This window comes from Microbacterium sp. PAMC22086, from assembly GCF_019443525.1.
Lineage (GTDB): Bacteria > Actinomycetota > Actinomycetes > Actinomycetales > Microbacteriaceae > Microbacterium > Microbacterium maritypicum.
Genome location: NZ_CP080380.1, coordinates 106,765 through 124,514 on the forward strand (window position 1 = coordinate 106,765; position 17,750 = coordinate 124,514).

Below are 17,750 nucleotides of genomic sequence, written 5' to 3' on the forward strand. Positions count from 1 at the left end.
GGCATCCGTTCCCGATGCGGGATCCTCGCCCCGGAACGGATGCCGCGCCACCACGTCAGTGCGCCGTGAGAACGGGCGTGTCCTGCGCCGGAAGCAGCTGCTCCTTCGTGCCGCGCACCATGGTCGCGGCGATGACGGACGCCACGACCATGAGGATCGACGCGGTGATGAAGGTCCACCCGTAGGCGTCGGTCAACTGCTGCGGTGCGAGATCGGCTTGAGAGCGACCGCCGACGGAGGCGGCGTACACCGCGGTGAACACCGACAGGCCGATCGAGCCGCCGATCTGCATCGATGAGTTCGCCACCGCCGACGCCACTCCCGCGTCATGCGGGGCGACTCCCGAGAGCGCTAGGTTCTGCAGCGGGATGAAGACGAACCCCATGCCGATGCCCAGGAGCACCAGTCCCGGAGCGATCTGCACGAAGTAGGCGCCGTCCGGGGTGATCCCGGAGAGCAGGAACAGCCCGACCGCGGCGAACAGCGGTCCGACGACCAGCTGCGGACGTGGGCCGATCACCGACAGCAGCTTGGTCGCGATCGGGGCCAGAACCATGGTCGCGATCGGCAGCGGCAGGCTCGCGAGGCCCGCCTGCAGCACGCCCATGCCCAGCACGAACTGCAGGTGGAAGGTCAGGTAGATCGTTGCCCCGATCATGATCGCACCGGCGATTCCCTGGATCAGGAACGCCGCGCCTCGCACTCGGTCCGCGACGACGCGCAGGGGTAGCAGCGGCTGCGCCACCCGGCTCTCCACCCAGACGAACACGGCCAGGAGCACGACCCCGATGGCGAGGAATGCGATCGTCAGCGGATCGGCCCACCCGTTCTCGGCACGACTGAATCCGTAGACGAGCGCACCGAGGCCGAGGGTCACGCAGATCGCACCCCAGACGTCGTAGCGGTTCTCGCCCTCTGCCTTGCTCTCGGTCAGGAAGAGTGCGCCGCCGATCACGCCGATCGCGACGAAGAAGAGGTTGACCAGGAGACACCAGCGCCAGTCGGCGAACTCGGTGAGCACGCCGCCGAGGAGCAACCCGACGGCTGCGCCGGTGCCGGCCACGGTTCCGAAGACGGCGAATGCGGTGTTCCGCTCCCGCCCCGAGGGGAACGTGACGGTGAGAAGGGCGAGCGCGGCGGGCGCGAGGAGGGCGGCGAAGGCCCCCTGCAGCCCGCGAGCGAGGATCAGTTCCCACCCCTGCTGTGCGAACTCGCCGTACAGAGATGCCGCTCCGAATCCGACCATGCCGATCATGAAGACGCGCTTGCGCCCGACGTAGTCGGCGATCCGGCCGCCGAGCAGCAGCAGGGCCCCGAAAGCCAGGGCGTAGGCCGTGACGACCCACTGTCGCTGCCCGTCCGAGAGCCCGAGGGCAGCTTGGGCGCGGGGCAGGGCGATGTTCAAGATCGTGCAGTCGAGGACGACGACCAGTTGCGTGAGCGAGATGACGATGAGTGCCCACCACCGGGAACGAGGATGGGCGCGCAGGGAAGAAGACATGGAAAAACCTCCGGTGTCTGTTGAGGATGCCGGAGGTTTCGAGCCTCGGATCAGCGTGCCTCTCGGCACCTGACCGCCTCAGCCAACGGGGCTGAGCAGAACTCGATTTTATCGCAGGCACTCTCGCCCCAGGGGTACGAAGAAGAAGCGGAAGGTCCCCTGACCCACCCTCGTCACGATGATCGGCACGCGGTGATGCGAGATGCGCTGTGCATCTTCACCTGTGCGGCGTGCGGGGCTGCGCGATGCGATATCGGGGCTGCCCTCCGCCCGACAGGTGCCGGCTTGCCCCGCCGGCTGGGGGTTGTGCCCGCTTCTTCGTGACTACCGACTTCCGCTCTCCTCCTCCAGATCGTTCGACCAGTTCGCCTGCTGGATCCGGTTGTCGAGCTCGCGCAGCTCCTGGGCCACGGTGTCGGCCTGCGAGCGCAGCTGCGCCACCGGGAGCGCCGCGACCTGACGCAGCTCCGATCGCATCTGGCGCAGGAACTGGTCGTTGGACCCGGAGGCCGCGGCCGCGGCATCGGTGAGCACGGAGTGCCGCAGACGCAGCACGTCGCGCGCGGCGAGCGCGTCGGTCATGGTGCCGTCGGCCCCCAGATTGAGACGCGCGTTGGTGGCGTTGATGCGCCGGATGAGGTCGCGAAGCTGCGTGAGCGCGGCATCCGCCTCCACGATCAGGGCGGCGGCATCCTCCGCCGGCTCCTCACCTTCCTGGTAGCGGGCGTTCGCGACGATGCGCGCCCGCAGCTGCTCGATGCGGCGCTGCAGGTCGGCGCGTGCGGTGAGGGCTTCGGCGAGTTTCATGACGTCATCCTCGCACGGAGCGACCGTAACAGTTCGTCATACGACCGGAGAGTCAGCGGGTGCGCAGGAGACCGGCACGCTCCGGGTGGGCGGAGAACCAGTCGGCGACGTACCAGCAGACGGCGTCGACCTTGCGATCACCTCGCTCCTCGATGTCAGCCACAGCTCCCTCGACGGCCTTCCCCGCATAGCCGTTGCCGCGGAAAGTCGGGACGGTGAACGCCCTGGTGAGCGCGATCGTCCGGCCATCGTCACGGTAGTCGAGCACGCTCACGAGCTTGCCGTCGCGCATGAGCGTGTACCGCGAGGCGTCCTTCTCGTCGGTCAGGATGAAGCCGTCGACAGTGTGCGAGATCGTCATTCGAACCACGTTACGCCCGCTCCGAGCGCCCGGGCGTTTTGACATGGGGCGTCACGATCAGACATAATCCCCCCATGACCACCAACGCAAGCCCTTTGTCCGCCCAGGAGGCGAACAGGACTGCCGGGATGATGATGCCCGGTCGCGTCGGTATGTGTTGCCGAATGTGTCGCTGAACGAACAGCAACCCCGCCTGACCTGAACTCCTCGCCATCTGCGAGGTCAGTGTCTCCGAGCATCCACCCTCGCTCGCTTCCCGGCTCCGCCGGTCATTCATGCAACGCATCAGAGCCCCGTTCGATTCGGGCTCACGTCCTGAGGACTTCATCATCATGTCGAACACCGCACTTCTCGAGCGTCCCGCCACCACCGCCGCGACCCGCACCCAGCCGGAGCCCGCCGCGCCGCTCCCCGCAGCGGGAGCCGACCTTCCCGCCGTGCGCTCGCCCCGTGGCTTCGCCCTCTACGTCGGGCTGGACGAGATCAAGGCCGCAGAGGCCGGTGTCAGTCTCCCCCTCCTCGTCGACGCACTGCGCCGCACCCTCGCCGAGCTCGCGCCCGGAGCGGAGACCCACGCCACCGTCGCGCTCGCACCGCACGGCTCGGGCGGCCGTGACCTCGATGTGGTCCGGCTCGCGCTGCAGGAGCCGGGCGCCATCGCCCGCACCAAGGCCGCCGCCGAGGAGGACACCACCGACGAGGAGAGCGGCGTGACCGTCGATATCTCCCGCAAGCGCGTGCTGATCGACGGCGAGTCCGCCGCGTTCACGTACAAGGAGTTCGAGCTGCTGCAGTACCTCGTGCTCCGCGAGGGCCGCACCATCGAGCGCAGCGAGCTGGTCTCCGCTCTCTGGCAGGCACAGGACGACGAGACTCCCGGCGAGCGCACCATCGACGTCCACGTGCGTCGCCTCCGCGCGAAGCTCGGTCGCTACGAGGACATCGTCCGCACCGTGCGCGGAATCGGATACCGCTTCGACCGGCACGCCGACGTCGTCATCCGCTACGGCCACGGCACCCCCTCGCCCGACCGCTTCTGAGTCGCCGGGAGTCGGTGTCAGAACCGACGCGTAGGGTGGGCGCATGACCCTCATCGAGCATCCCGCGGCGGCCGACGCCGCCTCCGCGGATGCTCGCCGAGAGACCGTCTACCGACCACCGCACCCCCTGGACCTGCGTCGCACGGTCGGCATGCTCCGCCGCGGGGGCAACGATCCGACGACCATCATCGACGGAACGGTGATCTGGCGTGCCACGCGTACCCCGCACGGCCCCACGACACTCGCGGTCCGCATGTCAGGCGACGAGGTTCGAGCCTCGGCCTGGGGTCCCGGTGCCGAGCACGCTCTCGACAGCGTGCCCGCGCTCTGCGGTGCCCACGACGATTCCGGAGACTTCGATCCCGCGCTGCACCCGCTCATCGCCGAGTCCGCGCGACGACACCCGGGCCTGCGCCTGACCCGCACCGACGAGGTGTTCGACGCGCTCGCGTGCGCGATCCTCGAGCAGAAGGTGACCGGCATGCAGGCCTTCGGCGCGTGGCGCTGGCTGGTGTCCCGCTTCGGCGCACGGGCGCCGGGCCCGACGCCGCGCCCGATGTTCGCCGCTCCCTCCCCCGAGCAGTGGTTCCGCATCCCCTCCTGGGCCTGGCACCGCGCCGGGGTCGAACCGCCCCAGTCGCGCACCATCGTGCGCGCGGCCGAGCGCGGCGACCGCATCGCCCGCGCTGTGGGAGCCGCCGTCACAGGAGCCGACCGCGACCGCGTGCTCACGAGCCTTCCCGGCGTGGGGGTGTGGACCTCGGCGGAGACCCGCATCCGCGCACTCGGAGATCCGGATGCGGTCAGTATCGGCGACTATCACCTCGCTCACCAGGTCGGTTACGCGCTGACGGGAAAGCGCACCGACGACGACGGCATGGTCGAGCTCCTCGCCCCCTGGGCCGGACAGCGGCAACGGGTCGTGCGCCTCATCCACGCCAGCGGTGTGCAGGAGCCACGAAGGGGTCCCCGCCTCGCACCCGAAGATCATCGTGGGCACTGAGGACGCCACCTAAGCTGAGGCCATGTCACGTTCTCTGCTGCGCATCCTCGTCACCGTCGGCCTGCTGATCGTCGGCGTCGTGATCGGGCTGATCTTCCAGAACGTCTGGCTCGGTGTGCTGCTCGCGGCGATCGTGTGGCTCGGTTGGTTCCTCGGCTACGAGTCGCGCCGGGGCAACAACGCCGGCGTCAACGACGAAGACCACGGCATCGAGCTCTGAGGGGCCCGCTCAGTAGTAGACGGCAAGCGGCCCGGACGGACCGTCGACGACGCGCACAGGAGTGTCGAACACGCGGGTGAGCACCTCATCCGTCATGATCGCGGCGGGGGACCCGAACTCCACCACAGCACCGTCCTTCATGGCGCAGATGTGGTCGGCGTAGTGCCCGGCGAAGTTGATGTCGTGCAGGACGATGACGATCGTGCGCCCCAGCTCCTCCGCCGCCCGCCGAAGATGCTTCATCATCTGCACGGCGTGCCGCATGTCGAGGTTGTTCAGCGGCTCGTCCAGAAGGACGAACTCGGTGTCCTGCGCCAGGACCATCGCGACGTACGCGCGCTGGCGCTGCCCGCCGGAGAGCTCATCCAGATAGCGGCCCTCCAAGGCGCCGAGGTCGAGGAAGTCGATGGCCCGACTGATGATCTCCTCGTCGCCGCGATTCAGCCGCCCCTTCGAGTGCGGGAAGCGCCCGAAGCCGACGAGCTGGCGCACGGTGAGCCGGGTCACGAAGTGGTTCTCCTGACGCAGGATCGACACGACCTTCGCCAGGTCCTTCGACTTGGTGGAGGCCACGTCGAGTCCCGCGATCTCGATCGCACCGGCGTCCATTCCACTGAGACGACCGATCATCGTGAGCAGGGTCGACTTGCCCGCCCCGTTCGGACCGATGAGGGCGGTGATGCCGCCGGCGGGTATCTCGAAGTCGACGGGGCCGATCGCGACCTCGCTGCTGTAGTCCCGGCGAACGCCGTCGAGAGCGATCACAGTCTGCCCTTTCTGAGGATGACGATGAGGAATACGGTGCCGCCGACGAGCTCGATGAGGATCGACACCATCCCCTGCGCGTAGAAGACGTTCTTCATCACGAAGTACGCCCCGGCCAGGATCGTGAAGGCCGTGAGCACCGCGACGGGGAAGATCAGCCGGTGGTCATGCGTGTCGGCGAACTGGTAGGCGAGCGTGGCCACCAGGAAGCCGAGGAACGTCATCGGTCCCACCAGAGCCGTCGATGTCGCCATCAGCACGGCGACGAGGAACAGCACGATGAACAGCTCACGGCGATGATCGACGCCCAGGGAGCGCGCGGCATCGGGCCCGAGCGCCATCAGGTTGAGCCGACGCGAGCGGAGCCACAGCAGCGCAGACGCCGCCACGACCAGTGGGATCGCCAACGGCAGGTACGAGGAGTCGGCGTTGGAGACATTGCCGAACAGGCGCGCGGCCAGCACGTCGAACTCGCTGGGTGTGAGCAGGCGCTGCATGAAGGTGGAGATCGCCCCGAGGCCTCCCCCGATCACGATGCCCACCAGGAGCATGATCTGCAGATTGCCGTAGCGGCCGGACAGCAGCCAACCGTAGAGGGCGACCGCGAGAGCGACCATGATCGCGACCTGGATCGCGAACTGCCCGATGCCCTGGATCGCCACGATCCCTGCCACGCCGAACAGGTACACGGTCGAGGTCTGCACCACGCGGTACAGCGATTCGAAACCCATGATCGACGGGGTGATGATGCGGTTGTTGGTGACGGTCTGGAAGCTCACCGTGGCGATGGCCTGCGCGACCGCGACGAGCGCCATGACCGTGACGTCGGTCGCCCGGTGCTGGGCGATCCGCCAGAACCCGGTGGAGCCGACCGGCATCGGATTCGCCCACGCCAGCAGGCCGAAGCCCGAGACGACGGCGAGGACGAGAAGGGTCCCGAGCACAACGAAGTAGCGACGGCGCGCACGCGGGGTCGTGAACGAGCCCGCCGACCGCAGCGGGCCGGTGGTCGCCACCTCGCTCATCACGCCGCTAGCCACGTCGACGCTGCCTCAGCAGGAGGAGCACGAACACCACGGCACCGACCACCCCGAGGATCAGCGACACCGGCACCTCGAACGGCATGATGATGGTGCGTCCGATGATGTCGCACACCGTGACGATCGCGATGCCGAGCAGGCACACCCACGGCAGGTTGCTGCGCAGGTCGTCGCCGCGCACCATCGAGACGATGTTCGGCACGATGAGCCCGAGGAAGGGAAGATTGCCGACGACCACGGTGACCACACCGGTGGTGACCGCGATCAGCACCGTTCCGAGCAGGATGATCCTGTTGTAGTTCACGCCGACGTTGGTGGCGACCTCTTCGCCGAGGCCGGCGATGGTGAGTCGATCGGCGACGATGAACACGATCACGCCGACGATCGCCACGATCCAGAGCATCTCGTACTGGCCGCGCATCACCGAGGTGAAGCTGCCCGCGAACCAGACGCCGATGATCTGCAGCGAGTTCGTCGCCAGCGCGAGGTACGTCGACAGCGCGCCGACGACCGCACCGAGCATGATCCCGACGATCGGCACGATGAGGGAGGACTTGAGGGCGACCCGCCGCAGGAACGCGAAGAACACCATCGTGCCGACGAAGGCCGCGAGCACCGCACCGGCCATCCGCAGCGAGAGCGACGGCTGCGGCACGAGGATCATGACCAACAGGAGTCCGAGCCCCGCCCACTCGGTCGTTCCGGTCGTCGTCGGCTCGACGAAGCGGTTCTGGGTAAGCAGCTGCATCACCAGACCCGCCATGGCCATCGAGGCTCCGGCCAGGACGAGGGCGATCGTGCGGGGGACGCGCGTGATCTGGAACATCTGCGCGCCGTCTTCCGCGCCGGTGACGTCGTACACCCCGGTGAAGAGCGAGATCACGAGGAGCACGGCGACGACGAGCACGCCGATGAGCAGTTTCACGTCGAAGAGCCGCCCGGCGTTGCGGGGCGGCGAAGCGATGTCGGTGGAGACCATGATGACGATGCGGCGGCATCCGGGTCACCCGGATGCCGCCGCAGTACCTCAGTTCTTCGCGCTCTTCTCGAGGGCGTCTGCGAGGTCGTTGAGGAATGCCGTGTACGTCTGGATGCCCTCGTTCAGGTAGGTGTCGGTGGGCATGTAGACGAGCTGCTTCTCCTTGACGGCGGTGACGCCGGCAAGCGCCTCCGAGCTCTCGAGGATCTCGGCCGCCTGCACGTAGTCGGGGGTCTCGGCGGCGAACACGGCGTCGCGGTCGAGCACGAGGATCCAATCGGGGTTCGAGGTGGCGATCGCTTCGACCGAGATCTCGTCGCCCTGGTGGTCGTCGGTCGCGTCGTCGACCTCGAGTGCGGGGGTCAGCCCGAGGATGTCGTAAATCGGTCCGAGCGAGCGTCCGACGGTCGGGGCGAGGTAGCCGATCTCGCCGCCGGAGGTGTTCACGGCCATGACGGTGTCGGCGTCGTCGTAGGCGGCCTTGGCGCGCTCGACGGCAGCATCGAAGTCGTCGACGAGCTTGTCGGCCTCGTCCTGCTTGCCGAAGATCTCACCGAGCACGGTGACCTGACGCTTGAGCTCCTCGTCGAAGGGCTCACCCTCGCGCGGCTCGAGGTCGATGATCGTGGCGTCGGGCACGAGGTCCGCGATCGCCGTGTTGTGCTGCGTGAACCGCTGGCCGCTGATGATCAGGTCGGGCTCGACGGCGACGACCGCTTCGAGGTCGGGCTCGCTGTGGAGCCCGATGTCGACGATCGCGTCGTCCTTCACGTACGACACGGTCTCCGGCATGAGCGCGACGGCGGCGGCGGAGAGTTCGACGCCCCAGTCGGAGAGCGTCTGGAATGTGCGGTTGTCGAGGGCCACGACAGACGCGGGAGGCGTCGGGATCTCGTGCGTGCCGGTGTTGTCCTCGATCGTGACGGATGCTGCCGCGGGTTCGGTCTTCTCCGGTTCCGCCGAGCCGCCGGAAGCGCACCCGGCGAGGGCGAGGAGGCCGACGAGAGCGACGCTCGTGGCGGTGAGGGTTCTGGGCACGGACATGGAGAGACTCCTGTTCTGCGGGATCGGTGCGCACACGATGGGCGCCGGGGTGACGAGCAGGGATCACCGTCGCCCGTCACTTTAGGTTAGCCTTACTTTATGAGCGATACGAAATCCGGTTTCTCGATCGAGCGTCGCGGCCTGGAGCTGCGCTTCCGCAACGTCACGCTGAGTGCCCGCGAATGGCTGGCACCGGACTTCGTGCGCGTGCGGCTGACCGGTTCAGACCTCGCGGGCTTCGACTCCCCCGGCTCCGACGACCACATGCGCCTGTTCTTCCCCGCAGGCCCGACCGGGTCCGTCGAAGAGCTGCGAGCATCCCCGAGCCGCGAGTACACCCCGCTCGCGTGGGGCGAAGACTGGCTCGACGTCGAGTTCGCCGTGCACGGCGACCAGGGCGTCGCGGCCCCCTGGGCTGCGACGGCACCGATCGGATCCACGATCGGCGTCGGCGGTCCGCGCGGATCGGCCGTCCTGGCCGGCGACCCCGGCTCCTGGCTGCTGGTCGGCGACGAGACCGCCATCCCCGCCATCCGCCGCTTCGCCGCGCTCATTCCGTCAGGCACCCCGGCACGCATCGTGGTGGAGACCGTGAACCAGGGGCGCGAGATCGACATCGAGGCACCGGTCGACGTCGAGTGGCTGCACCGCGGGGAAGCTCCCTCCGGTTCCGCACTCATCGCCCTCATCGAGACGCTGACCGCCGAAGACGTGGTCGGACCCGACCCCTTCGTCTTCATCGCCGCCGAGCAGTCGATCGTCAAACCCGGCAGGGCGCTCCTCGAGCGCTGGGGTGTCGACACCGCGAACGCCGTCGTGAAGGGCTACTGGAAGCGCGACGAAGCCGAGTACCACGCGCCGCACTAGTGCGACGTCGGCGGCACCTGGAAGACTCGGCGCATGGCTCTTCTGGATCACCTGGGCATCACCGTCGGCGACCTCGAGCGTGGCCGGGCGCAGTTCCACCCCGTCCTCGCCGCTCTCGGATATCAGAGCGGGGGTGCGGACGACCACTCCATCTCGTGGCACAACGGCGACGAGACCGAGATCATCCTCTACACCTGGGATGACGACTCCACCCCGCACCGTCATGGTCGTATCGGCTGGCAGCACATCGCCTTCGCGGTGCCGACGCGCGAGCAGGTCGAGCACCTTCATGCCGTCGCGCTCGAGGCCGGGTGGACAGCGATCCGCGAGCCCAAGGAGTACCCGCGCTATTCGGAGCGCTACTACGCCTCGTTCGTCGAGGACGCCGACGGCATCCGGGTCGAGTTCATGTACAACCCTCCTCGCGAGAAGGCTTGACGCCGGGGCGACCTATCCTCCACAAGCGCGCAGAGAAGCACGCTGTGCGCGTCTTTCGGGAGACCTATATCTTCGCCTCCCGCGCTCTGGCAGGCTTGCCGGATCGATGCGACGATGAGGGAGTGGGATTCATGAATGACGCGCAGATCTGGACCATGATCGGGTCGTTCACCGTGCTGATGTTCAGCACGCTCACCGTGGTGTCGACCTTGTTCGTCCGGATCCTCCGCAGCGAGATCGGCGGCCTGCGCACCGAGATGAACGGCCAGATCGACGGGCTGCGCACCGAGATGAACGCCCGCTTCGATTCCGTGAACACCCGCTTCGATTCCGTGAACACCCGCATCGACGGTCTCGACCGCGACGTGCAGGCCATCGTGAAGCGCACCCTCGGCCTCGACCGCGAGTGATGACGACGCCTCGCCGTCACGCCTCGGTACCGCATGCCGACCGGCACGATGCCTTTCCGGAAGTTCCCTGCGGCACAGCCGTGCTGCTCCTCGCCGGGTCCAGCGGTCGGGTCGAGTCCCAGCGGGCCGACCTGCTCGCACGGCACGGTGCACGGGTGCGCGCCATCCGCTGGTTCGGCGGCATGGGCCAGCGCCCCGCACCGCACGAGGTGCCGATCGAGCTGTTCATCGATCAGCTCGATCTCCTGCGCCGCGACGCCGATCGCGTCGCGATCTTCGGTACGTCGTTCGGAGCGGAGGCGGCCCTGGTGACCGCCTCCCTTCACCCGGTCGACGCGACGGTGGCCGTCGCTCCGTCATCCGTCGTCTGGGCCGGGCTCACCGATGGAGACTGGTCGTCGCACTGGACCAGCCGGGGCACGCCGCTGCCCGCCGTGTCGTTCGATCCGTCCTGGGTGTCGTCGACCGTGCCGCCCGAGTACCGATCCCTGTACGAGGCGAGCATCGATCGCGCTCCTGACGCGGCCGCGGCCGCAGCGATCCGCACGGAGTACATCACCGGTGTCGTCGTGCTGATCGCGGGAGGGGACGACCGCGTCTGGCCGAGTGGCCGATTCGCCGCCGAGATCTCCGCGCGCCGGAGTGCGCACGGACGGGAGACGACGGTGGTCACTCACCCTGCTGCGGGGCACAGGATGGTCTTACCCGGTGAGACGGTCGCGGCCGGCGGAGTGACGATGGCGCGCGGCGGGTCTCCTTCCGCTGACGCGGAACTCGGCGCGCTCGCGTGGCCACAGATCGTGCACGCCCTCGACCTGCGGGTCTGAGGATCAGAGCGCCGGAGCGACCTCTGCCTCCGCCGTCCGATCGGTGAACGCGGTCTTCGGGACGAAGACGAGGATCACGGCGGCGACGAGCGCAGTCACTCCGCAGACGATCCACACCGTGAAGTAGCCGGCCAGAGAACCGGCGGTCCCCTCGGTCGCCCCCGCGGTGCTCGCGACTCCGTGCAACAGCGCGATGCCGAACACACACGAAGCGATCGCACCACCCACGGTCTTGACCGAGTTGGTCAGCCCCGTCGCCACCCCCGTCTGCGTGGCCGGAGCCGCGGATGCCGCAGCGGCAGGGAGCGCCGCGACCAGCGCGCCGGAGCCCAGTCCCACGACGACCATGTTCGTGATCACCTGTGCGTAGGTGTCGTGGAACGGCAGGAACAACAGGAACCCGATGCCCACCAGCACCGAGGCCCCCATCAGGGTCAGACGAGGCGTCGCCCACCGCGCGACCGTCGAGAACAGGAGAGCACCCGTGATCATGGCGATCAGGTAGACGCCGATGATCAGCGAGGTCGCGAACCCGCTCGTACCCAGACCGTATCCGTAGACCGTCGGATCGGTGCGGGCGAACGTCGACAGCGGAGCCTGCGCGCCCAGCACGCTGACCCCGAAGAGGCCTGCTGTGAGGAAGACCGGGCCGAGCGCGGGCGAGCGGAACATGCGCACGTCGATGAGCGGGTCGGCGCAGCGCAGCTCCCACAGCACAAATGGGATCACGAGCAGGACACCGAGGATCACGACTGCCCAGGACCAGGGATTGGTCAGGCCACCCTCGAGGCGGAGCAGGCTGAGACCGCCGGTGAAGCACAGGAGGGCGAGCGAGATGAGCACGAGACCGATCGTGTCGAAGATGCCGCCCGTGGGATCGGGAGACTCCTTGGCCCCGAACAGGATCACGAAGAAGCACACCACGATCAGCACGGCCGGGATCAACAGCACGATGGTGAGGGGCAGCACGTCGATGAGCGCGCCACCGACGAGCGCACCGATGATCGCACCGCCTTCGAGCGCGGCGACGAGAAGGCCCGCCGCCTTGGCAGTGATCGAGGAGCGCCCCTCCATCCGGCGCGACCTCGACCAGATCAGGGCGATCTCGAGAGGGAGCCAGACGACGTAGAAGCCCATCAACGCCCACGCCGCGAGGAAGACCGGGAACGAATCGGTGAAGGGCAGGACCAGGGCCGCCGCCGCGGTGACCGCGGTCGAGATCAGCAGCATCCGTTTGTGCCCGACCATGTCGCCGAGCTTCGCGAAAGCCGGCACGACGAGCGCCGACAGCATGAGCTGCGCACCCTCGAGCCAGTTCGTCCCGAGGAGGCACGAACCCGTCGGCGAGCAGATTCTCGACCGCCTCGAGCACCACGATCAGCGGGCCCTTGTCGTCGAGGGCACCTCGTCCGTAGACCGAGCCGTCGGCGATCACCCCCGCGAAGGGCGGGTGCGTCCACGCGTCGCTCTCATCCACCGGGACGACGTCGTAGTGCGCCATCAGCACGACCGGTCGATCCGGGGCCGCACCGGCCCCCTGCCAGTGGAACAGCAGCCCGAAGTCGGTGTGCCGTTCGAGCGCCAGCTTCTCGTGCGTCAGCGGGTAGAGCTCCGCGATGAGCGCGACGAACTCCTCGAACGGAGCCGAGCCGCGCTCGTCGAGCTCGGCCGAGACCGTCGGGATCCGGATCATCTGCGAAAGCCGCTCGGCGATGCCCGGGCGCACGGTCGGTGTGGTCACACCCGCCATCGTACTCAGCGGTTCTCAGGACCACTGCGTGAGCTTGTCGGGGTTGCGCACGGCGAGCACCTCGGTGATCCGCTCGCCCTCGACGACGAAGGAGAACACCGCATCGGGGCAGCCGTCGAGCGTGGCAAGCGCGGTCAGCCCGTCCGCGGTGGGGACGAGGACGACCTCCGCGCCGGGGTGGAGCCGAGCGATGCCCTGCAGGAAACGTGCCACTCGATCGGCCCCGACGACCGGTCGCAGCGCCGCCGACTTCCTCCCGCCCGCGTCGGAGATGAGCACGACGTCGGGATCGAGCACAGTGATGAGGCGATCGAGCCGTCCGGTCGCTGTGGCTTCGAGGAATGCGCGTGCGACGGCATCGTGCTGCTCCCGTGTCGCCAGGCGCGCACGCCGCTCTCGCACCCGTCGACGTCCCTGCGACGCGAGCTGTCTCACGGCGTCCGTGCTCCTTCCGACTGTCTCGGCGATCTCCGCGAACGGGACGCCGAACACGTCGTGCAGCACGAAGGCCACACGCTCGGGGGGAGTGAGCGATTCCAGGAGCACGAGCAGCGCCATCCCGACCGACTCGTCGAGGGACACTCTGTCGAGCGGGTCCGGAGATGGGGTGACGAACAGCGAGTCCTGCGGCACGGGCTCCGGAAGCCACTGACCGACATAGCTCTCCCTCCGCGCTCGCGCCGAGCCAAGGGCATCCAGGCAGATGCGTCCGGCGACGCGCGTCAGCCACGCACCCGGATTGACGATCCCTGCGCGCTCCGCGTCGGTCAGCCGCACCCAGCGCACGTAGGTCTCCTGCACCGCGTCCTCGGCATCCGCGACCGTGCCGAGCAGACGATACGCGAGAGCGAGCAGGGTACGGCGTTCGGCTTCGACCACAACGAGATCATCCATCGCCTCCATCTTGGTCCGTGTCGGCCTCCTGCCGACGCCATGTCGATGCCGCTCTCGACAGGCGCCTCACGTTTCGTTCGCCTGCGTCGTCGAACAAGGAGAAGGATGTACCGAGACGAAGGAGAACACATATGAGGATCGTCGTCGCAGGAGGAACCGGAACCGTCGGGCGGCACACCGTCGAGGCGGTGCGGGCCGCGGGGCACGACACCGTCGTCCTGAGCCGGTCACGCGGAGTCGACCTGGTGACCGGAGACGGCCTGGGCCACGCCCTGGCCGGCGCGGACGCGGTGATCGACGTCACGAGCATCGAGACGCGAAATGCCAGCGAAGCGATCGAGTTCTTCACCGCGGCGACAGGGAACCTGGCCGCGGCGGCCGCCGACGCGGGGGCCGGGCACCTCGTCCTGCTGTCGATCGTGGGGATCGACCGCATCCCCTACGACTACTACGCCGGCAAGATCGCTCAGGAGAAGGTCGTCGAGGCGTCGCGCGTTCCGTGGACGATCCTGCGAGCGACGCAGTTCCACGAGTTCGCGGCGCAGATGTTCACGCGGGCGAAGATGGGCCCGCTCCACCTCGCCCCGAGAGCGAGGACGCAGCCCGTGGCCGCCCGCGAAGTGGGTGCACGCCTCGCGGCCCTCGCTGCAGCGCAACCGCAGGGCCGTGTGCGGGACCTCGCCGGACCTCGCGAGGAGGAGCTGGCGGACATGGTCCGCGCGTACGCCCGGCGCGAGGGATACCGTGGCTGGGTGCCGACGCTGAACGTGCCGGGGCCGCAGATGGCCGGCATGAGGGCAGGGCTCGGTCTCCCCGGCCCCGACGCCGAGCTCGGAAGTCAGAGCTTCGCGGAGTGGCTCGCTGCAGACTAGCGATCCCCGCTCGGCTCTGTCCCTGGGGAACAGGGCGAGCAGGATGATGGTTGCATCTCTGCGTGGTGCGAGCCGCGTCCGAGGAGGTGTGCATGGAACTGACCCTGGTGTCGTCGTCGTTCTGCGGCGCCTGCGCACGCACGCGGACCGTGCTCGCCGAGGCCGCGCGGTTCCTCCCCGAAGCGACCGTCATCGAGATCGACGTGGCACAGAGCCCGGATGCGGCAGAGGAGCTCGACATCGCGTTCACGCCCACCGTGATCATCCGCGATGATGCCGGTGCGGAGGTGTTCCGCGCCACCGGTGTGCCGACGGTCCCGCAGGTGCTCACCGCCGCAGTGAAGGCCCTCCCGGCCTGACGTCCCGCCACCTCGAGCGAGGTCCGCCCGGCTCAGCGAGGCTGCACCGCGCGACACGCAAGATGCAAGGCGAGGCGCGCCTCCGGATCGGTCATGTCGATCCCGAGAAGCTCCTGAACGCGCCGGATCCGCACCATCACGGTGTTGCGGTGCAGGCCCAACGCGGTCGCGGTCGCGGCGATGCCCGACTCATGGTCGAGATACGCGGAGAGCGTGGTGAGCAGCTCGCCCCCTCCTTCCCGCAGCGGCGCGAGCAAGGACTCCGCAGCGGGGACGAACGTGTCGTTCCCCGTCCACGCAAGCAGGAGCTGTTCCAGCCCGAGGCTGTCGACGCGCACGAACCATCCTGTCGCGGAGCGTGAGGCTGCGATGCGCGCGGCATCCCCCGCTTCGTCCAAGGTCGTGGCGAGGCCTTCCGATCCGCCGTGGAGGGAACCGACGCCGGTCGCGACCGCGAAGTCGCGCAGCGCCCCCAGGTGGAGTTCGCGCAGAGCAGCGACAGCCCTCTCCACACGGTCCGGGTCCGGTGACTCGGGAAAGGTCAGCCACCCGCTCAGTCCTCGACCGGCCGTCGTCGCGTGCGCCTCACCGTCGATGGCGCTGAGTCCCGCGCTGACCGTGCGCAGCAGCGAGAAGGAATCGAGCCGTCCCCTCGCGACCATCCGGAAGCCGAGGTGATGACCCGCGGTGCGCCAGCCGCGCTCGATCATGCGCCGTTCGACATCGGCGTCGGCCGTGCCATGCAGATCGACGAAGTCGCGCAGGAGTCCGGAAGACACCGCGACGTCGTTCACCGCCGCCACCTCGTCGATCAGGATGCGCGCCGCGACTGCAGGCATCGCGACTTCGGCGGCGACCGAGAGCGACTGCACCTGCGCCTCGCTGAGGCCCCGGCCGAAGAGCACGAGCCGCAGACCGCTGCGACCCGGGCTGTCCACACGCACCGATGCGGCCGCGGCGTTGCCGATGCTCGTCCGGTCGAGCCACGAGTCGAACCCGATCGCGGCATGAAGCCGTTCATCGAGAGGGGCGCCCGCTTCCTGCAGCACCCCCGACGAGTCGATCAGTGCGGCGCCGACGCCGAGGTTCGCCGCGATGTGGCCGAGCAGGTCGGCCAGGTCATCGGCGGCGTACTCGAACGACTGAGCGACCTTGCGTACCTGGCTCAGCGTGAGCGCGTCACGAGCCTCGATCAGCATCCAGCAGGCCTTCGCGAGTTGAATCGGCCGCTCGACGTCGAGCAGGCAGAGGCCGATCCGGTCCGCCAGGCGGAACGCCCCCGCATCGAAGGAGCCGGCACCGGCGAGGGCCAGTCCGGTGTATCCACGGTCACGCAACCGGCGCAGCAACGCGTCCTGCTGCCAGGTCGAGGTCGGACGCCCCGCCGTGAGGATCGCGAGCCGGTCGGCGCCGCTCTCGGTGAGCTCGGCCTCACCCGATCCCACCGCCACCGCTTCCCACGCCGCATCCGCCGGCCCGGCCACCCGTCGAAGCCCGCCGTTCTCGGCGTGGGCGAGCAGCGCCCCCAGCTGCAGCCACTCGTTCACGCGGCGTCCAGATCGTCGAGCCCGTAGGCGGACGGCAGGACTTTCGCACGCCGCTCAGGCTGGTCGTTCCACCATTGCGGCGCGGGGACGGCGAGGACCGCGACGTTACGAGCGAGGCGGAGTTCGGTGACCTCGAGGATCTCCCGTGAGACCGCATCGATGACGACGATGATCGTCGGGGCGGACGCCACCAGCTGCCCGTCGGTGAGCACGGCGAGCGTCTCCGAGCGTGTCACGATCCGGTGCACGGCACCCGCGAGCCCGCTGATCTCGACCGCGTTCACATGCGGGTCCTGCGTCGACGACGAGATCGAGACGATGCGCCCCTCGGCGAGCAGCTGCGCCCCCAGCGCATCGGCGAGCAGGGGAAGCGGGGCGATCATGGCGCCGAGATACGCCCTGCCGAGCTCGAGGGCATGGGCGAGATGGCCGCCGATCGCGTGCTCCCTCAGATCGCCGACCGTGAACCCGCCGAGCACGGCGCAGCCGACCCCACCTGCCTGGATGATCGCCGAGCGCACGACGCGCTCGGCGTCGATGGCACGATGCGCCTCGACGAGCGCGACACCATCGGCACCCGTGTCGCACGCGAACACGAGCCCGGGCACCCGGTCGACGAAGAGCGACATCTGGTCGAGTCCAGGCACCGCTCGTCCGGTGCAGTCCGCGTCGACGACCACGTGCGATCCAGCCAGGGTCAGCGGTGCGAGGCCGTTCATCCCTCCGCCCTCGAGCGAGCACACGGCGGAGACCGGATGTCCGATCCATCGTTGCACCGCGCTGAGGAGCCTGGCGAAGGGGTCCACCCCCGGAAGCCGCTCGCCCAGCAGCATCGTGGAACCGACGAACGCGACACCGAGACAGGGTGTGGCCGGATCCAGGGCCGAGATCGGCGAGACCTCGATCGGCCATTCCCCGTCCCCGGCGAGCATCAGCTCGAGCATGGTGGTCGAGCCGCCGCCACCGGACCCGAGCAGCGCGTAGCCGCGGGCGAGCGCGGTGAGGTCGTCGCGCTGCAGCTTCATG

General features: G+C 68.7%; 20 protein-coding genes and 1 pseudogene. 9 read left to right on the forward strand and 12 right to left on the reverse strand.

Annotation, left to right across the window (positions count from 1 at the left end; genetic code table 11):
* Positions 1-55 precede the first annotated feature (55 nt).
* The 3 genes from KY497_RS00460 to KY497_RS00470 form a co-directional block, all read right to left on the reverse strand.
* The gene (locus tag KY497_RS00460) at positions 56-1,501 is read right to left on the reverse strand and encodes an MFS transporter (protein WP_219869566.1); all 1,446 of its coding nucleotides are present in this window, start codon (positions 1,499-1,501) and stop codon (positions 56-58) included.
* Between the two features lie 324 nt (positions 1,502-1,825).
* Positions 1,826-2,308: a DIP1984 family protein gene (locus KY497_RS00465; RefSeq protein ID WP_141386873.1), complete on the reverse strand. Its 483-nt coding sequence runs from the start codon at positions 2,306-2,308 to the stop codon at positions 1,826-1,828.
* Positions 2,309-2,360: 52 nt separating this feature from the next.
* Positions 2,361-2,669, reverse strand: a complete 309-nt coding sequence (locus tag KY497_RS00470; protein WP_141386874.1) for a GNAT family N-acetyltransferase — start codon at positions 2,667-2,669, stop codon at positions 2,361-2,363.
* 332 nt (positions 2,670-3,001) lie between these two features.
* Here KY497_RS00470 and KY497_RS00475 point away from each other — a divergent pair, with 332 nt between their 5' ends.
* From KY497_RS00475 to KY497_RS00485, 3 genes are read left to right on the forward strand one after another with little or no spacing between them, the layout of a single operon-like run.
* Complete coding sequence (locus KY497_RS00475) at positions 3,002-3,709, forward strand: winged helix-turn-helix domain-containing protein (protein ID WP_017828103.1); 708 nt, start codon at positions 3,002-3,004, stop codon at positions 3,707-3,709.
* Positions 3,710-3,752: 43 nt separating this feature from the next.
* Positions 3,753-4,712, forward strand: a complete 960-nt coding sequence (locus tag KY497_RS00480) for a DNA-3-methyladenine glycosylase (protein ID WP_141386875.1) — start codon at positions 3,753-3,755, stop codon at positions 4,710-4,712.
* A gap of 22 nt (positions 4,713-4,734) precedes the next feature.
* On the forward strand, positions 4,735-4,932 hold the full coding sequence (locus tag KY497_RS00485; RefSeq protein ID WP_017828101.1) for a hypothetical protein: 198 nt from the start codon (positions 4,735-4,737) through the stop codon (positions 4,930-4,932).
* Positions 4,933-4,941: 9 nt separating this feature from the next.
* Here KY497_RS00485 and KY497_RS00490 read toward each other — a convergent pair whose 3' ends face one another.
* From KY497_RS00490 to KY497_RS00505, 4 genes are read right to left on the reverse strand one after another with little or no spacing between them, the layout of a single operon-like run.
* The gene (locus KY497_RS00490; protein ID WP_218682616.1) at positions 4,942-5,697 is read right to left on the reverse strand and encodes an ABC transporter ATP-binding protein; all 756 of its coding nucleotides are present in this window, start codon (positions 5,695-5,697) and stop codon (positions 4,942-4,944) included.
* On the reverse strand, positions 5,694-6,722 hold the full coding sequence (locus KY497_RS00495; RefSeq protein ID WP_151486962.1) for an iron chelate uptake ABC transporter family permease subunit: 1,029 nt from the start codon (positions 6,720-6,722) through the stop codon (positions 5,694-5,696). Before KY497_RS00495 ends, KY497_RS00490 begins: the two co-directional genes overlap by 4 nt.
* 7 nt (positions 6,723-6,729) lie before the next feature.
* Positions 6,730-7,716, reverse strand: a complete 987-nt coding sequence (locus KY497_RS00500) for an ABC transporter permease (RefSeq protein ID WP_055869965.1) — start codon at positions 7,714-7,716, stop codon at positions 6,730-6,732.
* 48 nt (positions 7,717-7,764) lie between these two features.
* Positions 7,765-8,760, reverse strand: a complete 996-nt coding sequence (locus tag KY497_RS00505; RefSeq protein ID WP_055869962.1) for a siderophore ABC transporter substrate-binding protein — start codon at positions 8,758-8,760, stop codon at positions 7,765-7,767.
* A gap of 99 nt (positions 8,761-8,859) precedes the next feature.
* Between KY497_RS00505 and KY497_RS00510 the strand changes: the two genes are divergently transcribed.
* From KY497_RS00510 to KY497_RS00525, 4 genes are all read left to right on the forward strand, one after another.
* Complete coding sequence (locus tag KY497_RS00510; protein ID WP_151486960.1) at positions 8,860-9,627, forward strand: siderophore-interacting protein; 768 nt, start codon at positions 8,860-8,862, stop codon at positions 9,625-9,627.
* 33 nt (positions 9,628-9,660) lie between these two features.
* The gene (locus tag KY497_RS00515; protein ID WP_219869567.1) at positions 9,661-10,065 is read left to right on the forward strand and encodes a VOC family protein; all 405 of its coding nucleotides are present in this window, start codon (positions 9,661-9,663) and stop codon (positions 10,063-10,065) included.
* A 131-nt stretch (positions 10,066-10,196) separates the two neighbouring features.
* Complete coding sequence (locus KY497_RS00520) at positions 10,197-10,475, forward strand: hypothetical protein (protein ID WP_258185778.1); 279 nt, start codon at positions 10,197-10,199, stop codon at positions 10,473-10,475.
* On the forward strand, positions 10,475-11,302 hold the full coding sequence (locus tag KY497_RS00525) for an acyl-CoA thioester hydrolase/BAAT C-terminal domain-containing protein (protein WP_082524379.1): 828 nt from the start codon (positions 10,475-10,477) through the stop codon (positions 11,300-11,302). The genes KY497_RS00520 and KY497_RS00525 overlap by 1 nt, the downstream gene beginning before the upstream one ends.
* 3 nt (positions 11,303-11,305) lie before the next feature.
* On the opposite strand, the gene KY497_RS00530 is transcribed toward KY497_RS00525, so the two are convergent.
* The 3 genes and pseudogenes from KY497_RS00530 to sigJ all read right to left on the reverse strand — a co-directional run bounded on the left by KY497_RS00530 (position 11,306) and on the right by sigJ (position 13,946).
* Positions 11,306-12,595: an MFS transporter gene (locus KY497_RS00530; protein WP_258185779.1), complete on the reverse strand. Its 1,290-nt coding sequence runs from the start codon at positions 12,593-12,595 to the stop codon at positions 11,306-11,308.
* A gap of 88 nt (positions 12,596-12,683) precedes the next feature.
* Positions 12,684-13,052, reverse strand: a pseudogene (locus tag KY497_RS16850) (M20/M25/M40 family metallo-hydrolase); the annotation flags it as partial.
* A gap of 15 nt (positions 13,053-13,067) precedes the next feature.
* Entirely contained in the window at positions 13,068-13,946 is an 879-nt protein-coding gene (gene sigJ, locus KY497_RS00540) for an RNA polymerase sigma factor SigJ (protein WP_219869569.1), read from the reverse strand.
* A gap of 131 nt (positions 13,947-14,077) precedes the next feature.
* On the opposite strand from sigJ, the gene KY497_RS00545 reads away from it, so the two are divergent.
* Complete coding sequence (locus KY497_RS00545) at positions 14,078-14,818, forward strand: SDR family oxidoreductase (protein WP_219869570.1); 741 nt, start codon at positions 14,078-14,080, stop codon at positions 14,816-14,818.
* A 92-nt stretch (positions 14,819-14,910) separates the two neighbouring features.
* Positions 14,911-15,177, forward strand: a complete 267-nt coding sequence (locus tag KY497_RS00550; RefSeq protein ID WP_055869933.1) for a thioredoxin family protein — start codon at positions 14,911-14,913, stop codon at positions 15,175-15,177.
* 32 nt (positions 15,178-15,209) lie between these two features.
* Here KY497_RS00550 and KY497_RS00555 read toward each other — a convergent pair whose 3' ends face one another.
* Both KY497_RS00555 and KY497_RS00560 read right to left on the reverse strand, forming a co-directional pair.
* Positions 15,210-16,724: a CdaR family transcriptional regulator gene (locus KY497_RS00555; RefSeq protein WP_141386883.1), complete on the reverse strand. Its 1,515-nt coding sequence runs from the start codon at positions 16,722-16,724 to the stop codon at positions 15,210-15,212.
* Positions 16,721-17,749 carry a DUF917 family protein gene (locus tag KY497_RS00560; RefSeq protein WP_141386884.1) on the reverse strand — a complete coding sequence of 343 codons (1,029 nt, stop codon included), beginning with the start codon at positions 17,747-17,749 and terminating at the stop codon, positions 16,721-16,723. The genes KY497_RS00555 and KY497_RS00560 overlap by 4 nt, the downstream gene beginning before the upstream one ends.
* Between the last annotated feature and the right edge of the window lies 1 nt (position 17,750).

Bases quoted from the DNA above. Each gene is read 5' to 3' on its own strand.
- KY497_RS00460 (WP_219869566.1), bottom strand. From the start codon at position 1,501: ATGTCTTCTTCCCTGCGCGCCCATCCTCGTTCCCGGTGGTGGGCACTC.
- KY497_RS00465 (WP_141386873.1), bottom strand. From the start codon at position 2,308: ATGAAACTCGCCGAAGCCCTCACCGCACGCGCCGACCTGCAGCGCCGC.
- KY497_RS00470 (WP_141386874.1), bottom strand. From the start codon at position 2,669: ATGACGATCTCGCACACTGTCGACGGCTTCATCCTGACCGACGAGAAG.
- KY497_RS00475 (WP_017828103.1), top strand. From the start codon at position 3,002: ATGTCGAACACCGCACTTCTCGAGCGTCCCGCCACCACCGCCGCGACC.
- KY497_RS00480 (WP_141386875.1), top strand. From the start codon at position 3,753: ATGACCCTCATCGAGCATCCCGCGGCGGCCGACGCCGCCTCCGCGGAT.
- KY497_RS00485 (WP_017828101.1), top strand. From the start codon at position 4,735: ATGTCACGTTCTCTGCTGCGCATCCTCGTCACCGTCGGCCTGCTGATC.
- KY497_RS00495 (WP_151486962.1), bottom strand. From the start codon at position 6,722: ATGAGCGAGGTGGCGACCACCGGCCCGCTGCGGTCGGCGGGCTCGTTC.
- KY497_RS00500 (WP_055869965.1), bottom strand. From the start codon at position 7,716: ATGGTCTCCACCGACATCGCTTCGCCGCCCCGCAACGCCGGGCGGCTC.
- KY497_RS00505 (WP_055869962.1), bottom strand. From the start codon at position 8,760: ATGTCCGTGCCCAGAACCCTCACCGCCACGAGCGTCGCTCTCGTCGGC.
- KY497_RS00510 (WP_151486960.1), top strand. From the start codon at position 8,860: ATGAGCGATACGAAATCCGGTTTCTCGATCGAGCGTCGCGGCCTGGAG.
- KY497_RS00515 (WP_219869567.1), top strand. From the start codon at position 9,661: ATGGCTCTTCTGGATCACCTGGGCATCACCGTCGGCGACCTCGAGCGT.
- KY497_RS00520 (WP_258185778.1), top strand. From the start codon at position 10,197: ATGAATGACGCGCAGATCTGGACCATGATCGGGTCGTTCACCGTGCTG.
- KY497_RS00525 (WP_082524379.1), top strand. From the start codon at position 10,475: ATGACGACGCCTCGCCGTCACGCCTCGGTACCGCATGCCGACCGGCAC.
- KY497_RS00530 (WP_258185779.1), bottom strand. From the start codon at position 12,595: ATGCTGTCGGCGCTCGTCGTGCCGGCTTTCGCGAAGCTCGGCGACATG.
- sigJ (WP_219869569.1), bottom strand. From the start codon at position 13,946: ATGGATGATCTCGTTGTGGTCGAAGCCGAACGCCGTACCCTGCTCGCT.
- KY497_RS00545 (WP_219869570.1), top strand. From the start codon at position 14,078: ATGAGGATCGTCGTCGCAGGAGGAACCGGAACCGTCGGGCGGCACACC.
- KY497_RS00550 (WP_055869933.1), top strand. From the start codon at position 14,911: ATGGAACTGACCCTGGTGTCGTCGTCGTTCTGCGGCGCCTGCGCACGC.
- KY497_RS00560 (WP_141386884.1), bottom strand. From the start codon at position 17,749: ATGAAGCTGCAGCGCGACGACCTCACCGCGCTCGCCCGCGGCTACGCG.